Source organism: Nocardia mikamii NBRC 108933, from assembly GCF_001613505.1.
Classification (GTDB): domain Bacteria; phylum Actinomycetota; class Actinomycetes; order Mycobacteriales; family Mycobacteriaceae; genus Nocardia; species Nocardia mikamii.
Genome location: NZ_BDCM01000001.1, coordinates 57356 through 72780, shown reverse-complemented (window position 1 = coordinate 72780; position 15425 = coordinate 57356). Strand labels below are relative to the sequence as shown.

The following is a 15425-nucleotide window of genomic DNA, read 5'->3' as shown; positions in this document are numbered from 1 at the left end:
CTGGACACTACGAGTTTTTGTCCTCTAGGTCAATAATTCGATCGTCGTTCCCGACGGTTCCCGCGAACCAGGCGCAGAGTAGGACGGCCAGTAGGGGGAAGGTGAAGGCGAGGGTGAGGGAGGTGAGTTGGGCGAGCCAGCCGATGACCGAGGGGCCGGCGAGGAAGCCCAGGTAGCCGAGGCCGAAGACCTTGGACATGTCGGTGGCGGCGGTGGCGGTGCTCAGATTGCCCGCGGCGGTGAAGATCTGGGGGACGCCGCCGGCGAGGCCGAGGCCGGCGAGGATCCAGCCCGCGAGGCTCAGGGGCAGCCACGGCGAGGCCATGATGACGGCGAGACCGGCGGCGCCGAGAACCGAACCCCAGCGGACGACGGCGATGCGGCCGAAGCGTTCGCTGACCCGGTCGGCGGTGAAGCGGCCGACGGTCATCGCGATGGAGAACGCACCGAACGACAGGGCGGCGGTGGCGTCGCTGACGCCCAGATGTTCGTGCGTCTGCAGTGCGCTCCAGTCGTTGGCCACGCCCTCGGCCATCAGCAGGGCGAAAGCGATCGCGGCCAGCGCCAGAACCTTCGGCGGCAGCCAGCGCCGGACGCGTCGCCGCACCGCCGCATCGGTTGCGCGCCGACCGGCCGGCGAATCCGAGGCGTGGGCGTCGGCCGCCGGAAGTGCCGTGGCCGATTCGGTAAGAGCCACGCCATTTCCGGCCGTGTCCATGACCGCCGCGGATTCGGCGACGGTGGCCGCCGGCTCGACGTGCGAGGTGGCGTGCGGACGGGGGAGCAGGCTCGGCACACTGGCCAGCATCACCAGCAGGCCCAGTACGGCCGCGACCGCGAAACTCGCCCGGATATCGGCACCGGCGTGCATGGCCGCCGCACCGGCGAGCGAGCCGACCAGGCCGCCGCAGGAGAACAGCGCGTGGAACGCCGCCATGATCGGCCGGCGGTAGACCCGCTCGACCTGCACGGCCTGGGCGTTCATCGACACGTCGAGCGCGCCGTTGCCGAAACCGAAGATCGCGAGGGCGATACCGAGCTGTACCGGCCCGGTGGCCCACGCCGGTCCGCTCACCGCCACGACCAGCCAGGTGACGGCGGCGGCGACCAGAGTTCGGCTGCCGAAGCGGTCGGCGAGCGGACCCGCCGCCTGCATACCGACGATGCCGCTGCCGGCCATCACCAAAATCAGAATTCCGAGGGTCCCGTGCGATACCCCGGTGCGATCGGTGATGACCGGAATGTGCACCACCCACATCGCGGCCAGAAACCCGTTGAGCGCGAAAACCGCGAACACCGCTGCCCGCGCGCGACGAGCGGCCGGAGCAACCGTCCCGCGCCGTGTCGTCCCCACCGATGAATGCATCGATTCGACGGTACCGGGCGCGCACCGATTGTTCACCGCACGAGAGGCCGTGCCGAACCAGCTGGCCCGGCACGCGGAACCCCTTGGGGCCCAACACTCGAAGCGCATGCCCCGCGGGTACGGACTCCGGAGCGGAGGAGTGCGTCGAAGCGTCGTTGATTCGGCGGTGCCGACCGCGGTCGGCGGCTCCCCGTATCCCGAGCGATCACGGCATCGTCGACGTCACCGCACGGGCCCCGGATGTAACCGGTTTCGATTCGAGTGTATGACCTACCACCGACACGTTTCGGCGCCGCGCCGGGTTCACCCGCCGCCTCCGCCCGCGTCGCTCCGGTCGGTGCTCTCCGGCGACCTGCGCGGCGGGCTCCGTGGTGACGCGGGCTGCCGCCTCCGCCCGCGTCGCTCCGGTCGCGTCACTATTGTCGGGGCGGTGACCACACAGCAGGACTATCCGGTGCTCTGGCCGGTGCCGACCCGATGGGCCGACAACGACCACTACGGCCACGTCAACAACGTGACCTACTACTCGTACTTCGACACGGCGGTCAACGCCTGGTTGATGGCCGCGACCGGCACCGATATCCGGGAGCTGCCCGCGATCGGCGTGGTCGCCCAGACCTCGTGCCAGTATCTGGGCTCGCTGAGCTTCCCCGACCACCTGCGGGTCGGGTTGCGGATCAGCCGCCTCGGCCGCTCCAGCATCACCTACGATCTGGCGATCTTCCGCGTCCTGGACGCCGGCACCGCCGCCGGCACCGCGGGAGAGGACCTGGAACTTGCCGCCACCGGCACCTTCGTGCACGTCTACGTGGACAACGAGACCCGCAAATCGGTGGAGATCCCGGCGATCATCCGCCGCGCCGCAGCCGCGCTGGTGACCGACGAGACCTAGACCCGGCCCAGCAGGGTCAGCGGATCCTCGAGCAGTGAGGCGACCGTCGACAGGAACCGCGCGCCGAGTTCCCCGTCGATCATGCGGTGATCGAAGCTCACACCGAGCGTGGTGATCCACCGGATCGCCGGCTCGTCGCGATACACCCACGGGCGTTTCCGGATCGAGCCCAGGCACAGAATCGCGCCCTCACCCGGATTCACCAGCGGCACACCGGTATCGACGCCGAAGACACCCACATTGCTGATGGTGAAGGTGCCACCGCGCAGATCGGCGGGGGTCGCCGAACCGGCGCGGGCCACATCGGCGAGCCAGCCGATCTCCCGGCACAGCTCGCGCAGGCTCAGCGACTGCGCCTCCTTGATGTTGGGGACGAGCAGCCCGCGTTCGGTGGCCACGGCGATGCCGAGGTTGACGTAGTGCTTGGTGACGATCTGGTTGGCGTCGGCGTCCCAGCAGGAGTTGATCCCCGGGAATTCGGCGATCGCCGCGAGCGTCGCCTTCGCCACCAGGGCGAGGGGAGTGAGCGACAGCCCGGTGAAGGAGTCGGTGCTGCGCAGATGGTCGAGCAGCTCCATCGAGGCGGTGAAATCCGTGGTCACGAATGCGCTGGCCTGCGGAATCGTGCGGGCGCTGGTGGTCATGGCCGCGGCGATACGCTTGCGGACACCGCTGACCGGGGTTCGGGTTTCGCGTTCGCTCGGTGTCGGCCGGATGATGCCGCCGTCGGGTCGCATGGTGGGCACCGGTGGAGCGACCGGGCGCGGAGCATCGGCGGCCTCCTCCTCGGTCCGCACCCGGCGCGGCGGCTGCGATACCGGTACCGCGTGGCGCACATCCTCGACCGTCACCGCTCCGCCCGGACCCGAACCGGCCACGAACGCGATATTGATACCGAGTTCGCGAGCCAGCTGGCGGGCTGCCGGAGTGGCGGGCGGGCGGCCCGGGAACTCCGGTGGAATCTCGTCGGACCGTTCCGGTGTGGCCGAATGTGGCTTCGCCGCACCGTTTTTCGACGCCGCGCGACGCCGCGTGGGCGCTTCGGCCCCGGGCCCGTAACCGACGAGCACCGACGTGCGGCTCTCGCCGGCCGCTGCGGGAGCGTCGCCGGGCGCGGCGGTGCGCACTCTGATCAGCGGCGCGCCGACCGCCACCGTTTCACCGGGCCGGGCCAGCAGTTCGGCGACCTGCCCGGCGAACGGGCACGGTAGTTCGACCTGTGCCTTGGCGGTCTCCACCTCGGCGATGGTCTGGTTGAGTTCCACGGTATCGCCGACGGCCACCGACCAGGAGATCAGTTCGGCCTCGGTCAATCCCTCCCCGAGATCGGGCAGCCGGAACTCGAGTATGTGGTTGTTGTCGTCCACAGCAGGGTCTTCCAACGGGCACCTCTGTCCCAACACGTATCAGGCGGCGAACGTTCGATCGACCGCGTCGAGAATGCGGTCGGGGTCTGGCATGTGGTGCCGTTCGAGCTTAGCCGGGGGATACGGGATGTCGAAGCCACCGACGCGCAGGATCGGCGCCTCGAGATAGTAGAAACACCGTTCGGCGATGCGGGCGGCGATCTCGGCGCCGAGCCCCGCGAAGACCGGCGCCTCGTGTGTGACGATCAGCCGGCCGGTGCGGCGCACCGATTCCTCGATGGTGTCGAAGTCGATCGGCGACAGGCTGCGCAGATCGATCACCTCGAGTGAATGCCCCTCTCCGGCCGCGATTTCAGCCGCCGTCAGCGCGGTCGCGACCATGCCGCCGTAGGCGACGATCGTGGCGTCGCGGCCCGAACGGCGGATGCGCGCCCGGTCCAGGGGGAGCGGATCCGCGTCCAGGGCCGTGAAATCCAGATCGGCCTTGTCCCAGTAACGCCGCTTGGGCTCGAAGAAGACGACCGGATCGTCACACGAAACAGCTTGGCGCAAAAGGCTGTACGCATCCTCGGGCGTACTCGGCGAGACCACGCGCAGACCGGCCGTATGCGCGAAATACGCCTCCGGAGATTCCGAATGATGTTCGACCGAACCGATTCCCCCGCCGAACGGAACCCGGATGGTGATCGGCGCGCGGACCTTGCCCTGGGTGCGGTAGTGGATCTTGGCGACCTGCGAGACGATCTGGTCGAAGGCCGGGTAGACGAACCCGTCGAACTGGATCTCGCACACCGGCCGGAAACCGCGCAGAGCCATGCCGAAAGCGGTTCCGATGATGCCGGATTCGGCCAGCGGTGTGTCGATGACGCGATTGTTGCCGAAATCCTTCTGCAGCGTGTCGGTCACCCGGAATACACCGCCGAGCCGCCCGATGTCCTCACCCATCAGCACGACCTTCGGATCGTCCTCCAAGGCCCGGCGCATCCCCGTGTTCAGCGCGTTCGCGAAGGTGGTGATCATGCCCGTACTCCTTCCTCGAAACCCGCCAGGTACCCGGCGTACTCGTCGCGCTCGGCGGCGATCAGCGGATGCGCGGTGGTGTAGACGTGCTCGAACAGCTGCATCGGATCGGGATCGGGCATCTCGATGGTCGCGGTGCGGACCGCGGCGCCGACCGCGTCGGCGCGTGCGGTGACCTGCCGCTCGAAGTCGCTGTCCCACAGCCCTTCTCGTTCGAGGAGCCGTCGCATGCGGTCGATCGGGTCGCGGCGCTTCCACAGTTCGGTTTCCGCGGCCGAGCGGTACCGGGTGGGATCGTCGGCGGTGGTGTGCGGGCCCATCCGATAGGTGATCGCCTCGATGAACGACGGCCCGCCCCCGGCGCGGGCGCGGGCGACGGCCTGGCGGGTCACCGCCAGTACGGCCAGCACGTCGTTACCGTCGACCTGCACACCCGGGATGCCGTACCCGTAGGCGCGCCGGACGATCGGCGTCTGGCTCTGCAGCTGTACCGGTTCGCTGATCGCCCAGTGGTTGTTCTGGCAGAAGAACACCACCGGCGCACTCCAGGAGGCGGCGAAGCCGAGCGCCTCGGCGATATCGCCCTGACTGCTGGCCCCGTCACCGAAGTACGTGAGCACCGCGATCTCCGCGCCTTCCAGATGTGCGGCGTAGGCGTAACCGGTGGCATGCAGGCCCTGAGAGCCGACCACGATGGCCGGATTGGTCATGTTGATCTCGTCCGGATCCCAGCACGAATGCGCGACGCCTCGCCACAGTCGGGTGATGAGGGTGGGATCCACGCCACGGCAGTAGGCGACGCCCGCCTCGCGGTAGCTGCAGAAGACGTAATCGTCGTCGTGCAGGGCGCGGGCCGAGCCGATCTGCGATGCCTCCTGGCCGAGCAGCGGCGCCCACAGCCCGAGCTGGCCCTGCCGCTGCAGTGCGGTCGCCTCGACGTCGATGCGGCGGGTGACGACCAGGTCCTCGTAGAGTTCGCGCAGTTCGGCCGGACCGATATCCGCGATCAGGGCCGCGTGCTCGCGGTCGAGAACACGGCGCCCGTCGGGCTGGACCAGTTGCACGGGATAGGGGTTCGTCCCGGTGTCGTACCTGGTTGTGGGGTTGTGCGTCGTGGTGTTGTGCACAGCCATCACCTCCTCGTTGTCGCGTCCGACGGGGTCTCCGTCCCGCGCGATCCGGCAGACTGCTCTTTCGCCAGCTGTGTGCTGTACCTCACAGCATCCACTGTTGAGCGCAATGCGCAAGTGGTGACACGCGGACTGCGCAGAATGCTCGATCCGGACGGGTTGGGGACTGTCATACTGCGTTACATGCCCAGTGCTGAACCCCCTCCGGCGACAATCGACGCCACCGACGCCCGGCTGCTGCTGGAACTGGTTGCCAACCCTCGTGCCACCGGGGTGGAACTGGCCACGCGCCTGGGGTTGTCCCGCAACACCGTCCAGGCCCGGCTGGCGCGGTGGGAGGCCGCCGGTGTGCTCGCCGGATTCGAACGTCGGGTGGATCCGCGCGCCCTCGGGTACCGGTTGGCGGCCTTCGTCGCGGTGGTGGTCGATCAGCATCGGCTCGCCGACGTGGTGGCCGAACTCGACGAGATCCCCGAGGTCACCGAGGTGTGCGGCACGACCGGGCAGACGGATCTGACCGTGCGCGTCGTCGCGCGCGACGCCGACGATCTGTATCGGATCACCGGCGCGATCCTGAAGATCGCGGGCGTGCAGCGCACCAATATGGCGCTGGTGATGCAGCAATTGGTCGGGCCGCGCACCGCGCCGCTGCTGCAGCGACTGGCCGGAGCCGACGAGTCGGCAGCCCCACGACAGGACGCCGGGCGAAACGACACAGGGCGAAACGATGCGGCGCGAGAAGACACAGCGCGATCCGAGGCCGGGCAGAATTCGGTCCAGTTCCGGCGTACTGGCCGCTGACGGCAGGGCCAGCCGCCCGCGAAGATAGCTCGGTGACTGCCACCGCCGACTCCGCATCCCACCCGCCCGACGTTGCCGAGACGCAGACGGGCCTTCCGGCGGCGGCCGTCGAGGGCGGGCACGGACCCGGCGGTACCGGACAAGCGATGGGCGCCGGAATCATCGCGGCGCTGGTCGGTTTCACCAGTTCGTTCGCGGTCGTGCTGGCCGGACTGACCGCGGTCGGCGCGACCCCGGCCCAGTCCGCCTCGGGACTGCTGGCGGTCTGTGTCACGCAGGCGGTGGGCATGTGGATCCTGAGCCGGCGCTACCGCATGCCGATCACCCTCGCATGGTCCACTCCGGGGGCGGCGCTGCTGGCCGGCGCCGGCGCGGTGACCGGTGGCTGGCCCGCGGCGGTGGGAGCGTTCGTGGTCACCGGGGTATTGATCGTCCTCACCGGATGCTGGTCACGGCTGGGCCGGCTGATCACCGCGATCCCGGTCGAGATCGCACAGGCCATGCTCGCCGGCGTACTGCTGCCGCTGTGCCTGGCGCCGCTGCGGGCCCTGACCACCTCGAGCGCGGCGGTGGTCGCGCCGGTGCTGGTGGTGTGGGTGGTGCTGCAGCGGTACGCGCAGCGGTGGGCGGTGCCCGGCGCCTTCGTCACCGCGGTGGCCGGGGCGGCGATCGCGATGGTCGCCGGACATCGCTCGATTCCGGCCGCCGAGCTGGTGCCGAAGCTGGAACTCACTGTGCCGCACTGGAGTTGGCAGGCGATCATCGGCATCGCGATTCCGCTGTACGTGGTCACCATGGCCGCGCAGAACATTCCCGGCGTGGCGGTCATGAGCTCGTTCGGATATCGGGTGCCGTGGCGGGCGTCGATGACGGTCACCGGGCTCGGGACCATCGTGGGTGCCCCGGCGGGCGGGCATGCGATCAACCTGGCCGCGATCAGCGCGGCGCTGGCGGCCGCGCCGTCGGCCCACCCCGACCCGCGCCGGCGCTGGGCGGCCACCATGGCCGCCGGCGGGTCCTATCTCGTACTGGCTCCCGCTGCCGCGGCGCTGGTCGCGCTCGCCGCCGCCGCACCCGCCGGTGTGCTGGAAACCGTTGCCGGACTTGCCCTTGTCGGCACCTTCGCGGCCGCGCTCACCGCCGCGCTCGGGGTCGCCGAACATCGTGTCGCGGCCACGGTGACGTTTCTGGTCTCGGCCTCCGGGATAGCGGTGTTCGGTATCGGCGCCGCGTTCTGGGCGGTGGTCGCGGGCCTGGTCGTGCGGTGGATGCTGACTCGCGGGGACGCGCCCGTGTCGTAGGCTGACACCTGTTCGCGTCACGGGTACATCTGTTGACTGAGGAGCCGGGCTTGACCGCGGTACTGATCTCCCCCGAAGAACTCCGGAATTCGCTGGCGGACAGCGAGAGCCGGGTGCATCTGCTGGATGTGCGATGGGCGCTGGGCGATCCCGACGGGCCTCAGCACTATCTCGCCGGCCACATTCCCGGCGCGATCTTCGTCGATCTGGAGACCGAACTGGCCGCGCCGCCGTCCCCGGCGCACGGCCGCCACCCGTTGCCGACACTCACCCACCTGCAGAAATGTGCCCGCAGCTGGGGCCTGCGCGCCGGGGAGCCGACGGTCGTCTACGACGCCACCGGCGGCATGGCCGCAGCGCGGGCGTGGTGGCTGCTGCGTTGGGCGGGCCTGCGCGACGTGCGCATTCTCGACGGCGGCCTGCCCGCGTGGGAGCGCGGCGGCGGCGAGATGGCCGTCGGCGCCGAACCCGACCCGAAGCCCGGCGACGTGGTGCTCACGCCCGGAAATATGCCGGTGGTGGAAGCCGACGAGGTCGCGGGCTGGCGGGGCGCGCTGCTGGACGCGCGAGCCGGGGAACGCTATCGCGGGCAGGTCGAGCCGATCGACCCGCGTGCCGGGCACATTCCCGGCGCGGTGAGCGTGCCGACCGCGGAAAACCTCACGCCCGAGGGCACTTTCAAGACTCCGGACCAGTTGCGGGCGCGGTTCTCCGATCTCGGCTCCGGCCCGGTGGCGGTCTACTGCGGTTCGGGGGTGACCGCCGCCCACCAGATCGCGGCGCTGTCGGTCGTGGGAGTCTCGGCGGCGCTGTATCCGGGTTCGTGGTCGCAGTGGTCGTCGGATCCCGAGCGCCCGGTCGCCACGGCGCTGGATTGACGCGAATCAGCCCACGGCCCCCGCCGCGAGGGCCGCACGCCAGTCACCGTATTCGCTGATGTCCTTGCCATCGGCGGCGGCGGTCCCCTCACATCCGAACGCGGTGTGCCAGGTGCCGTCGGCGAGTTCGACGGCGCCCAGCTGCATCGGCGCCGGCAGTGCGGCGAGGAAGCGGCCGAGGGCGGCGGGGGAGAGCAACCAGCGTTCACCCGCGACCGACACCCCACCCTCGCAGCGGGTCACCGCCGGTTTCGGCGGCGTGGTGTCCAGGGCGGCGAGGCGATAGGCCGCGGCGGTGCGGACCGCTCCGGCCCAGCGCGCGCCGAGCGCATGCAACTGGTGTTCCAACGGCTGGCCGCGCAGATGCGCCCCGAACACGATCAGCTCGCACACCGGCGCGGCCGCCAGTGGCCACGGTCGCGTGATCTCCGCGTCGCCGGTGATCGAGACGGCGATATCCAACGCCACCGCATCCTCGAACGGACGCGCGAAAACCGTGACACCGAAACAGGATTCGCCCGCCATCCCGGCGGGCACGGCCACGGCGCACAGATCGAACAGATTGCAGAAGTTGGTGTAGGTGCCCATGCGGGAGTTGATCCCGATCGGATCCGCCTCGACCTGCGCGATGGTCGGATGCATCGGTGCGGTCGGCGCGAGCAGAGCGTCGGCGTCGCCCAGGCTGTCCATCGCGAGCGCGCGTAAGCGCTCGAGTTCGGCGCGGTCGGCGACCAGCCGATGCGCCGGAATCTCGCGCGCGGCGCGGATGATGCTCGCGACGGTCGGTTCGACCGCATCCGGTCGTGCCTCGATGAATTCACCTACCGCGGCGTACCTTTCGGCGACCAGCGCCCCGTCGTAGAGCAACCGGGCCGCGGCCAGGAAGGGCGCCGGGTCGACCTCCACGATGGTCGCCCCGCGCTGCCGGAGCGCGGTGACGGTCCGGTCGAACGCCGCCCGCCACACCGGATCCAGTTCCGGCAGTTCGGCGAAGATCGCGACGGTCGGATGGGGCGGCGCCGCCAGCCGGGTATCGGCGGGCCACGCGCGGCCGGGCGCTCCGGCGGCCATCACTCCCATCGCCTGATCGGCGCGCGCCGGGGCGGCGGCGAAGATCGTCACGCAGTCATAGGAACGGCAGGCCGGGACGACGCCCGCGGTGGAGACGACCCCCACGGTCGGTTTGATTCCGACGATGCCCTGCAGCGCCGCCGGAACGCGCCCGGAACCCGCGGTATCGGTGCCGATCGCGATATCGGCGGCACCGGTCGCGACGGCCACGGCCGACCCGGAACTCGAACCGCCCGAGATGAATTCGGGACGGCGCGAATCGGAGACGGGACCGTAGGGCGAGCGGGTGCCGACCAGACCGGTCGCGAACTGATCCATATTGGTCTTGCCGACCACCACCGCACCCGCGGCGCGCAGGGCCGCGACGGCGGGTGCGTCGCGGTCGGGAAGAAAGGAGTAGTCCGGGCAGCCGGCGGTCGTCGGCAGGCCCGCGACATCGACGTTGTCCTTGACCGCCACCCGCAGACCGGCGAGCGGGCCGGTGCCGTGCGGACCGGGGTCTTCGGAGCGATGAATCCAGATGCTCATGTCGGACTCCTCATCCTCGTTCGTGCAATTCACCCGCGGCCTGCCACGAATCACGTTCGGCGGCGAACGCATCCGCCTGTACGGCGCGGAAGTCGGCGATGGATTCGGCGTTGGCGGACAGGAAATCGCGATATTCGGCGAGCCGGAATTCGCCCTCCTCCGCACGCAGCGCGCCGCGGCTGCGGGCGAAGTCGGCCCGCAGGTCCAGCAGTTCCTCCGCGGACACCGGATACCAGCGGATGCGATCGAAATACCGCAGCAGCCAGGGATCCTCGGCGGCGCCGGTGGAGCGGTGGTTCCACACCTGCGTGGTACGGCCGACGAATTGATATCCGCCGGGTCCCTCCATGCCGTAGATGCACAGATAGGCGCCGCCGATGCCGACCGCGTTCTCCGGCGTCCAGGTGCGAGCCGGATTGTATTTGGTGGTGACCAGGCGGTGACGCGGATCGGTCGGGGTCGCGACCGGTGCGCCGAGGTACACGTCGCCGAGGCCGAGCACGAGGTACTCGGCGGCGAAGACGGTGTCGAAAACGTCTGCCACCGTGGACAATCCGTTCATCCGGCGAATGAACTCGATATTCCAGGGGCACCACGGCGCATCCGCCCGCACACCGTGCATATAGCGGATGATGGCCTCGCGCGTGGCCGGATCGTCCCACGACAGCGGCAGGTGCACGGTGCGGCTCGGCACCACCAGTTCCGTGGCCGCGGGCAGGGCGGATTCGGCCTCGCGCAGCAATCGCAACAGTTTCGGCGTGGCCAGCCGGTCCGGATCGAAACGTACCTGGAGCGAACGGATTCCGGGTGTCAGTTCGGTGATCGCCGGCTCGGCGTATTCGAGCAGATGCCGGTGCAGGGCGTGGACGCGGGCGCGCAATGCGAGATCCAGCGTCATATCACCGTATTCGACGAGGACACCGTCGTCACCGGCGCGGCGGTAGGTGACGGTGGTGGTGTCGTCGGCGTCGGCGCGGGCCAGAATGCCGTCGTCGCCGTCACCGCCGTCGGACAGCACGATCGGCCAGTCGGCTCGCCGGGCCGGGCCGAGGGCGCGGATCGAGGCGGCGCGGTCGGCGCGTACCGGGACGAAGCGCACGGTGTCACCGGGGCAGAGCTGCCCGAGTTTCCAGCGCTCCGCGGCGACAACCGTGACGGGACAGACGAATCCGCCGAGGCTGGGTCCGTCCGGACCCAGCAGGATCGGCGTATCACCGGTGAAGTCCAGGGCGCCGATCGAATAGGCGGTGTCGTGGATGTTCGACGGGTGCAGTCCGGCCTCGCCACCGTCGCTGCGCGCCCAGTGCGGTTTCGGCCCGATCAGCCGCACCCCGGTCCGATCGGAGTTGAAGTGCACCTCGTAGTCGGTGCCGAGGATGGTGTCGATATCGGCGCGGGTGAAGAATTCCGGCGCGCCGTGCGGGCCCTCGGTGACCGCGAGTTCCCATCGGCGCGTCAGTACCGGCTGCTCGGCCATCGGCACCCCGGACCCGACGGCGCGGGTCGGCTCGCCCAGGGGTAACCGGTCGCCTGCGCGAAGGGCGGCACCGGTGCCGCCGCCGAACCTGCCGAGCGTGAAAGTGGCTGTGCTGCCGAGGTATTCGGGCAGATCGAGACCGCCTGCGAACAGGATGTAGGTCCGCATCCCCGGTCCCTGCACGGCGCCGACATCCAGCGTGCCGCCCGCCGGGACCTCGACGGTGCGCCACTGATGTACGCGCTCGTCGTCGACGGTCACCGTCGCGGGCGCACCGGTCACGCACACCCGGGTCGCGGTGCGGAATCGCAGCGCGGGCCCGGCGAGGGTGCATTCGAGTCCGGCCGCGCCCTCGTCGTTGCCCAGCGCCCGATTGCCGAGCCGGAACGACAGATCGTCCATCGGTCCCGACGGCGGGACGCCGACGTGCCAGTAGCCGACGCGGCCCGGCCAATCCTGCACGGTGGTCAGCATCCCCGGCCGCACTACCTCGATATCGGTGGCGCGGGCCTCCAGAGTCGTTGTTCCGGAGTCTGTTTCGATCGCCGTCGTCATCGCGTCACCACCATTCTCACCGGCGTCGGATCGAATCCGTTGCAGGGGTTGTTGATCTGCGGGCAGTTGGAGATCAGGACGAGTGTGTCGATCTCGGCACGCAGCGTCACCGACTTTCCCGGTGCGGAGAGCCCGTCGACGATGCCGAGAGTGCCGTCGGCCTCGACCGGAACGTTCATGAACCAGTTGATGTTCGAGACCAGATCCCGCTTGCCCAGCCCCCAGCGCAACGCCTCGGTGAGGAAGTTCTCCACGCAGGCGTGCTGATGGCGGGTGTGGTGGCCGTAACGCAGGGTGTTGGATTCCTGTGAGCACGCGCCGGCGATGGTGTCGTGATTGCCGACCTCGTCCGCGACCACGGTCATCAGTGCGGTCCCCGATTCGGCGCGGAGCACGCTGCCGGTGGTCAGGAAGATATTGCGCTGGGCGGCGACGGTCGCCTGGGCGCTGTAGCGGTCGGCGTGATCGGCGGCCGAATAGAGCAGGCAGTCCACCGCCTGGTTGCCGTACAGGTCGATGATCTGCCACTGCTGACCCGCCCGGACCACGGTCGACCACGGTGCGCAGGCGGCCACGGTCTCGTCCAGGACGACGGTGCGTTCGGTAACGGTGGTCATGCGATCGCCTCCGGATCGTGTGCGGCCAGCCAGGCCTGTTCGGTGTTCTCCACGGCCCGGCGATATTCCGGCTCGGTGTCGGCGTCGTCCGGCTCCGCGGCGCCGCGCCAGGCGACGACGTCCAGTGCCGTGGCGGGCCGGTCGTCGAGTGGATGGGTGCCGTTGGCGATGAGGACGGTCAGCGGCAGGTGGATCAGCAGTTCGACCGAGCGGCCCGGACCGGCGCTGCCGGTGGCGGTGAGGGCGCCGTCCGCGCCGACGCGCACCCCGCGGAACAGGGCGACGGACGGGCCGATATCGCGCGGTGTGAGACCGTGTTTCGCGCCCGCGACCCGCAGTGCCTGTCGTACTCGCGGTGTCGGTCCGCACAGCGTGTCGTGGTGGCCGGAGGTGTCGGCGACGATCGTGGCGAGGACGCGCCCCTGATCCGACAGTAGCGGATGGCCCGGGCCCGGATACGCCTGCCACGGCACCTTGATGGTGTCGGCGACGTTCAGCCGTTCCCACGGCGCCTCGGCCCGCAGGAGCAGGAGGTGGGCGCCGGCCGCGCCGTCCGGATCGGCCAGCCGGAGCCGGGTGCCGCGGGCGAGTACCGCGGTGGTGTAGCCGTTGCCCGGAACACGTTGGGCGAAGGTCACTTTCGCGGGATCGACGCCCTCGGGCAGATCGGGGCCGGCGACGGTCGCGGCCGCGGCCTGCGCTCGCGCGTGGTCGCGGGCGCCGACGGTGGAGGCGGTTGCGGACATGATGTCTCCTCGCAGAGTCGGATGGGAATGTCGCTCAGGCGGGTTGCGGTGCGGGCCGGGCTTCGGCGGCCGCGGCGCGGGGTGTGACGATGCGGTGCACCACCGCGCCCACCGCGACGGTCAGGAGCAGGAACAGCGGTGCGGCCCAGAGCATCCACCAGCCGCCGCCGGCGGGCGTGTACACCTCCGCGCGCGGCCACGCCAGGTTCACCGCCATCGCGACGCCCCACAGCACCGCCGCGACGTTCACCGCGATGCCGTAGCGGCCCAGCGAGAACAGGCCGGGTTCGGCGGGAGGCAGCCCCCGCAGCCGCCGGATCAGCAGCGGGACGGTGACCAGCAGATACGCCACGTACAGCGTCACGATGCACACGCTGGCCAGCGTCGCGAACAGCGCGGCGTTGCCGAGGTTCACCACCAGCAGCGCCACGGCGAGCGCACCGATGATCACCGCGGGCAGGACCGGGGTGCCGAAGCGCGGGTGCACGGCGGCCAGCCGCGACGCGAACGGCAGGCGGCCGTCGCGGGCCATCGAGAAGATCAGTCGTGAACCCGCGGTCTGAATGGCCAAGGTGCACACCGTGATCGCCACCGCGACACAGCACAGCAGCACGGTGCCGGCCGGACTGTCGAGTTTGGCGGTGATCACGTAGGCCAGTCCCTCGGTGGCCAGGTGGCCGTCGCTGATGTTGGGTGCGGCCATCAACGCGCCCAGCAGAAGCAGTCCGCCGCCGAGGGCGGAGGCGGCGAGCGCCAGCAGGATGGTGCGCGGGGCGACCCGGCGCGGATTCTTCGTCTCCTCGGAAAGCTCTCCGGCGGAATCGAATCCGACCATCACATACGCGGCCATCAAACCGGAGACGAGGAACGCCGCCCAGTACGGGCCCGGCGCGGCCTGATCGGTTTGCAGCACCACATCGGCGCCGCGTTCGGTATGGGTGAAGAACAGGGCGATGACGGCGAGCACGCCCACGATCTCGACGGTGACGCCGATCGAGTTGATACGGGCCATCAGGTCGATGCCGATCACATTGATCACCGTGGTGATCACCAGCAGCACGCTGCCCAGCAGGACCGCGTTCGCGGCGCCGTCGGTGGAGGTGAGGGCGGTGTCGGTGCCGATCAGCTGGAAACCGCTCCAGATCGAGGGCAGCACGACCTGCAGCGCGATGGCGGCCGCGGCGGCCGTGACGATCTGCGCGATGATCATCATCCAGCCCGCGAACCAGCCCACCACCTCACCCGCGAGCCGGCGCGACCACTGGTAGATGCAGCCCGAAATGGGATAGCGCGCGGCGAGTTCCGCGAAATTCAGCGCGACGAGGAACTGACCGGCGAACACGATCGGCCAGGTCCAGAAGAACGCGCCGCCGCCGAATCCGTAACCGAATCCGAAGAATTGGAAGATGGTGGTGAGGATCGAGACGAAGGAGAATCCCGCGGCGAACGAGGCGTAGCGGCCGAGTTTGCGATGCAGTACCGGCTGATATCCGAAGCGTTCGAGATCGGCGCTGTCACCGGTCGGGGATTGCGAGGGTGGATCGAGTGCGATGGCCATGGGCGGTCCTTCGGCGTGGCAGCCAATATCTATCAGGTGACAGTTTTGCGGGCCGGATCGCGCTTTCGGTGACGGCTGTGTATCGCTTGCGGGAACCCGCGTAACGTCTGCGTTGCCG

12 protein-coding genes and 1 pseudogene are annotated in these 15425 nt (G+C 69.8%); 4 read left to right on the top strand and 9 right to left on the bottom strand.

All coding sequences use genetic code 11. The features are described from left to right. Positions 1–7 precede the first annotated feature (7 nt). Positions 8–1366 (bottom strand): MFS transporter, encoded by a 1359-nt coding sequence (locus tag NMI01S_RS00330; RefSeq protein WP_062994087.1) that lies wholly within the window; start codon positions 1364–1366, stop codon positions 8–10. Between the two features lie 430 nt (positions 1367–1796). Here NMI01S_RS00330 and NMI01S_RS00325 point away from each other — a divergent pair, with 430 nt between their 5' ends. After that, positions 1797–2258, top strand: a complete 462-nt coding sequence (locus tag NMI01S_RS00325; RefSeq protein WP_245716638.1) for an acyl-CoA thioesterase — start codon at positions 1797–1799, stop codon at positions 2256–2258. On the opposite strand, the gene NMI01S_RS00320 is transcribed toward NMI01S_RS00325, so the two are convergent. From NMI01S_RS00320 to pdhA, 3 genes are read right to left on the bottom strand one after another with little or no spacing between them, the layout of a single operon-like run. Beyond that, on the bottom strand, positions 2255–3640 hold the full coding sequence (locus tag NMI01S_RS00320; protein ID WP_062994044.1) for a dihydrolipoamide acetyltransferase family protein: 1386 nt from the start codon (positions 3638–3640) through the stop codon (positions 2255–2257). The two genes, NMI01S_RS00325 and NMI01S_RS00320, sit on opposite strands and share 4 nt — an antisense overlap. A 24-nt stretch (positions 3641–3664) precedes the next feature. Further along, positions 3665–4645 (bottom strand): alpha-ketoacid dehydrogenase subunit beta, encoded by a 981-nt coding sequence (locus tag NMI01S_RS00315; protein WP_062994043.1) that lies wholly within the window; start codon positions 4643–4645, stop codon positions 3665–3667. Continuing rightward, positions 4642–5778, bottom strand: coding sequence for a pyruvate dehydrogenase (acetyl-transferring) E1 component subunit alpha (gene pdhA, locus NMI01S_RS00310; protein WP_084512057.1), 1137 nt, complete (start codon positions 5776–5778; stop codon positions 4642–4644). The genes NMI01S_RS00315 and pdhA overlap by 4 nt, the downstream gene beginning before the upstream one ends. 180 nt (positions 5779–5958) lie before the next feature. Between pdhA and NMI01S_RS00305 the strand changes: the two are divergent. The 3 genes and pseudogenes from NMI01S_RS00305 to NMI01S_RS00295 form a co-directional block, all read left to right on the top strand. Then, positions 5959–6441, top strand: a pseudogene (locus NMI01S_RS00305) (Lrp/AsnC family transcriptional regulator); the annotation flags it as partial. A 281-nt stretch (positions 6442–6722) separates the two neighbouring features. Then, entirely contained in the window at positions 6723–7877 is a 1155-nt protein-coding gene (locus tag NMI01S_RS00300; protein WP_062994042.1) for a benzoate/H(+) symporter BenE family transporter, read from the top strand. Between the two features lie 62 nt (positions 7878–7939). Continuing rightward, complete coding sequence (locus NMI01S_RS00295; protein WP_062994084.1) at positions 7940–8755, top strand: sulfurtransferase; 816 nt, start codon at positions 7940–7942, stop codon at positions 8753–8755. 6 nt (positions 8756–8761) lie between these two features. Here NMI01S_RS00295 and atzF read toward each other — a convergent pair whose 3' ends face one another. Genes atzF through NMI01S_RS00270 form a run of 5 tightly spaced genes read right to left on the bottom strand, consistent with a single transcriptional unit; the run spans position 8762 to position 15307 of the window. Next, complete coding sequence (atzF, locus tag NMI01S_RS00290; protein ID WP_062994041.1) at positions 8762–10354, bottom strand: allophanate hydrolase; 1593 nt, start codon at positions 10352–10354, stop codon at positions 8762–8764. A 10-nt stretch (positions 10355–10364) separates the two neighbouring features. Beyond that, entirely contained in the window at positions 10365–12386 is a 2022-nt protein-coding gene (locus NMI01S_RS00285) for a 5-oxoprolinase/urea amidolyase family protein (RefSeq protein WP_062994040.1), read from the bottom strand. Next, positions 12383–13003, bottom strand: a complete 621-nt coding sequence (locus NMI01S_RS00280; protein ID WP_062994039.1) for an urea amidolyase associated protein UAAP2 — start codon at positions 13001–13003, stop codon at positions 12383–12385. Before NMI01S_RS00280 ends, NMI01S_RS00285 begins: the two co-directional genes overlap by 4 nt. Continuing rightward, positions 13000–13749 carry a DUF1989 domain-containing protein gene (locus NMI01S_RS00275; RefSeq protein WP_062994038.1) on the bottom strand — a complete coding sequence of 250 codons (750 nt, stop codon included), beginning with the start codon at positions 13747–13749 and terminating at the stop codon, positions 13000–13002. The genes NMI01S_RS00280 and NMI01S_RS00275 overlap by 4 nt, the downstream gene beginning before the upstream one ends. A gap of 34 nt (positions 13750–13783) precedes the next feature. After that, the gene (locus tag NMI01S_RS00270) at positions 13784–15307 is read right to left on the bottom strand and encodes an amino acid permease (RefSeq protein ID WP_062994037.1); all 1524 of its coding nucleotides are present in this window, start codon (positions 15305–15307) and stop codon (positions 13784–13786) included. Between the last annotated feature and the right edge of the window lie 118 nt (positions 15308–15425).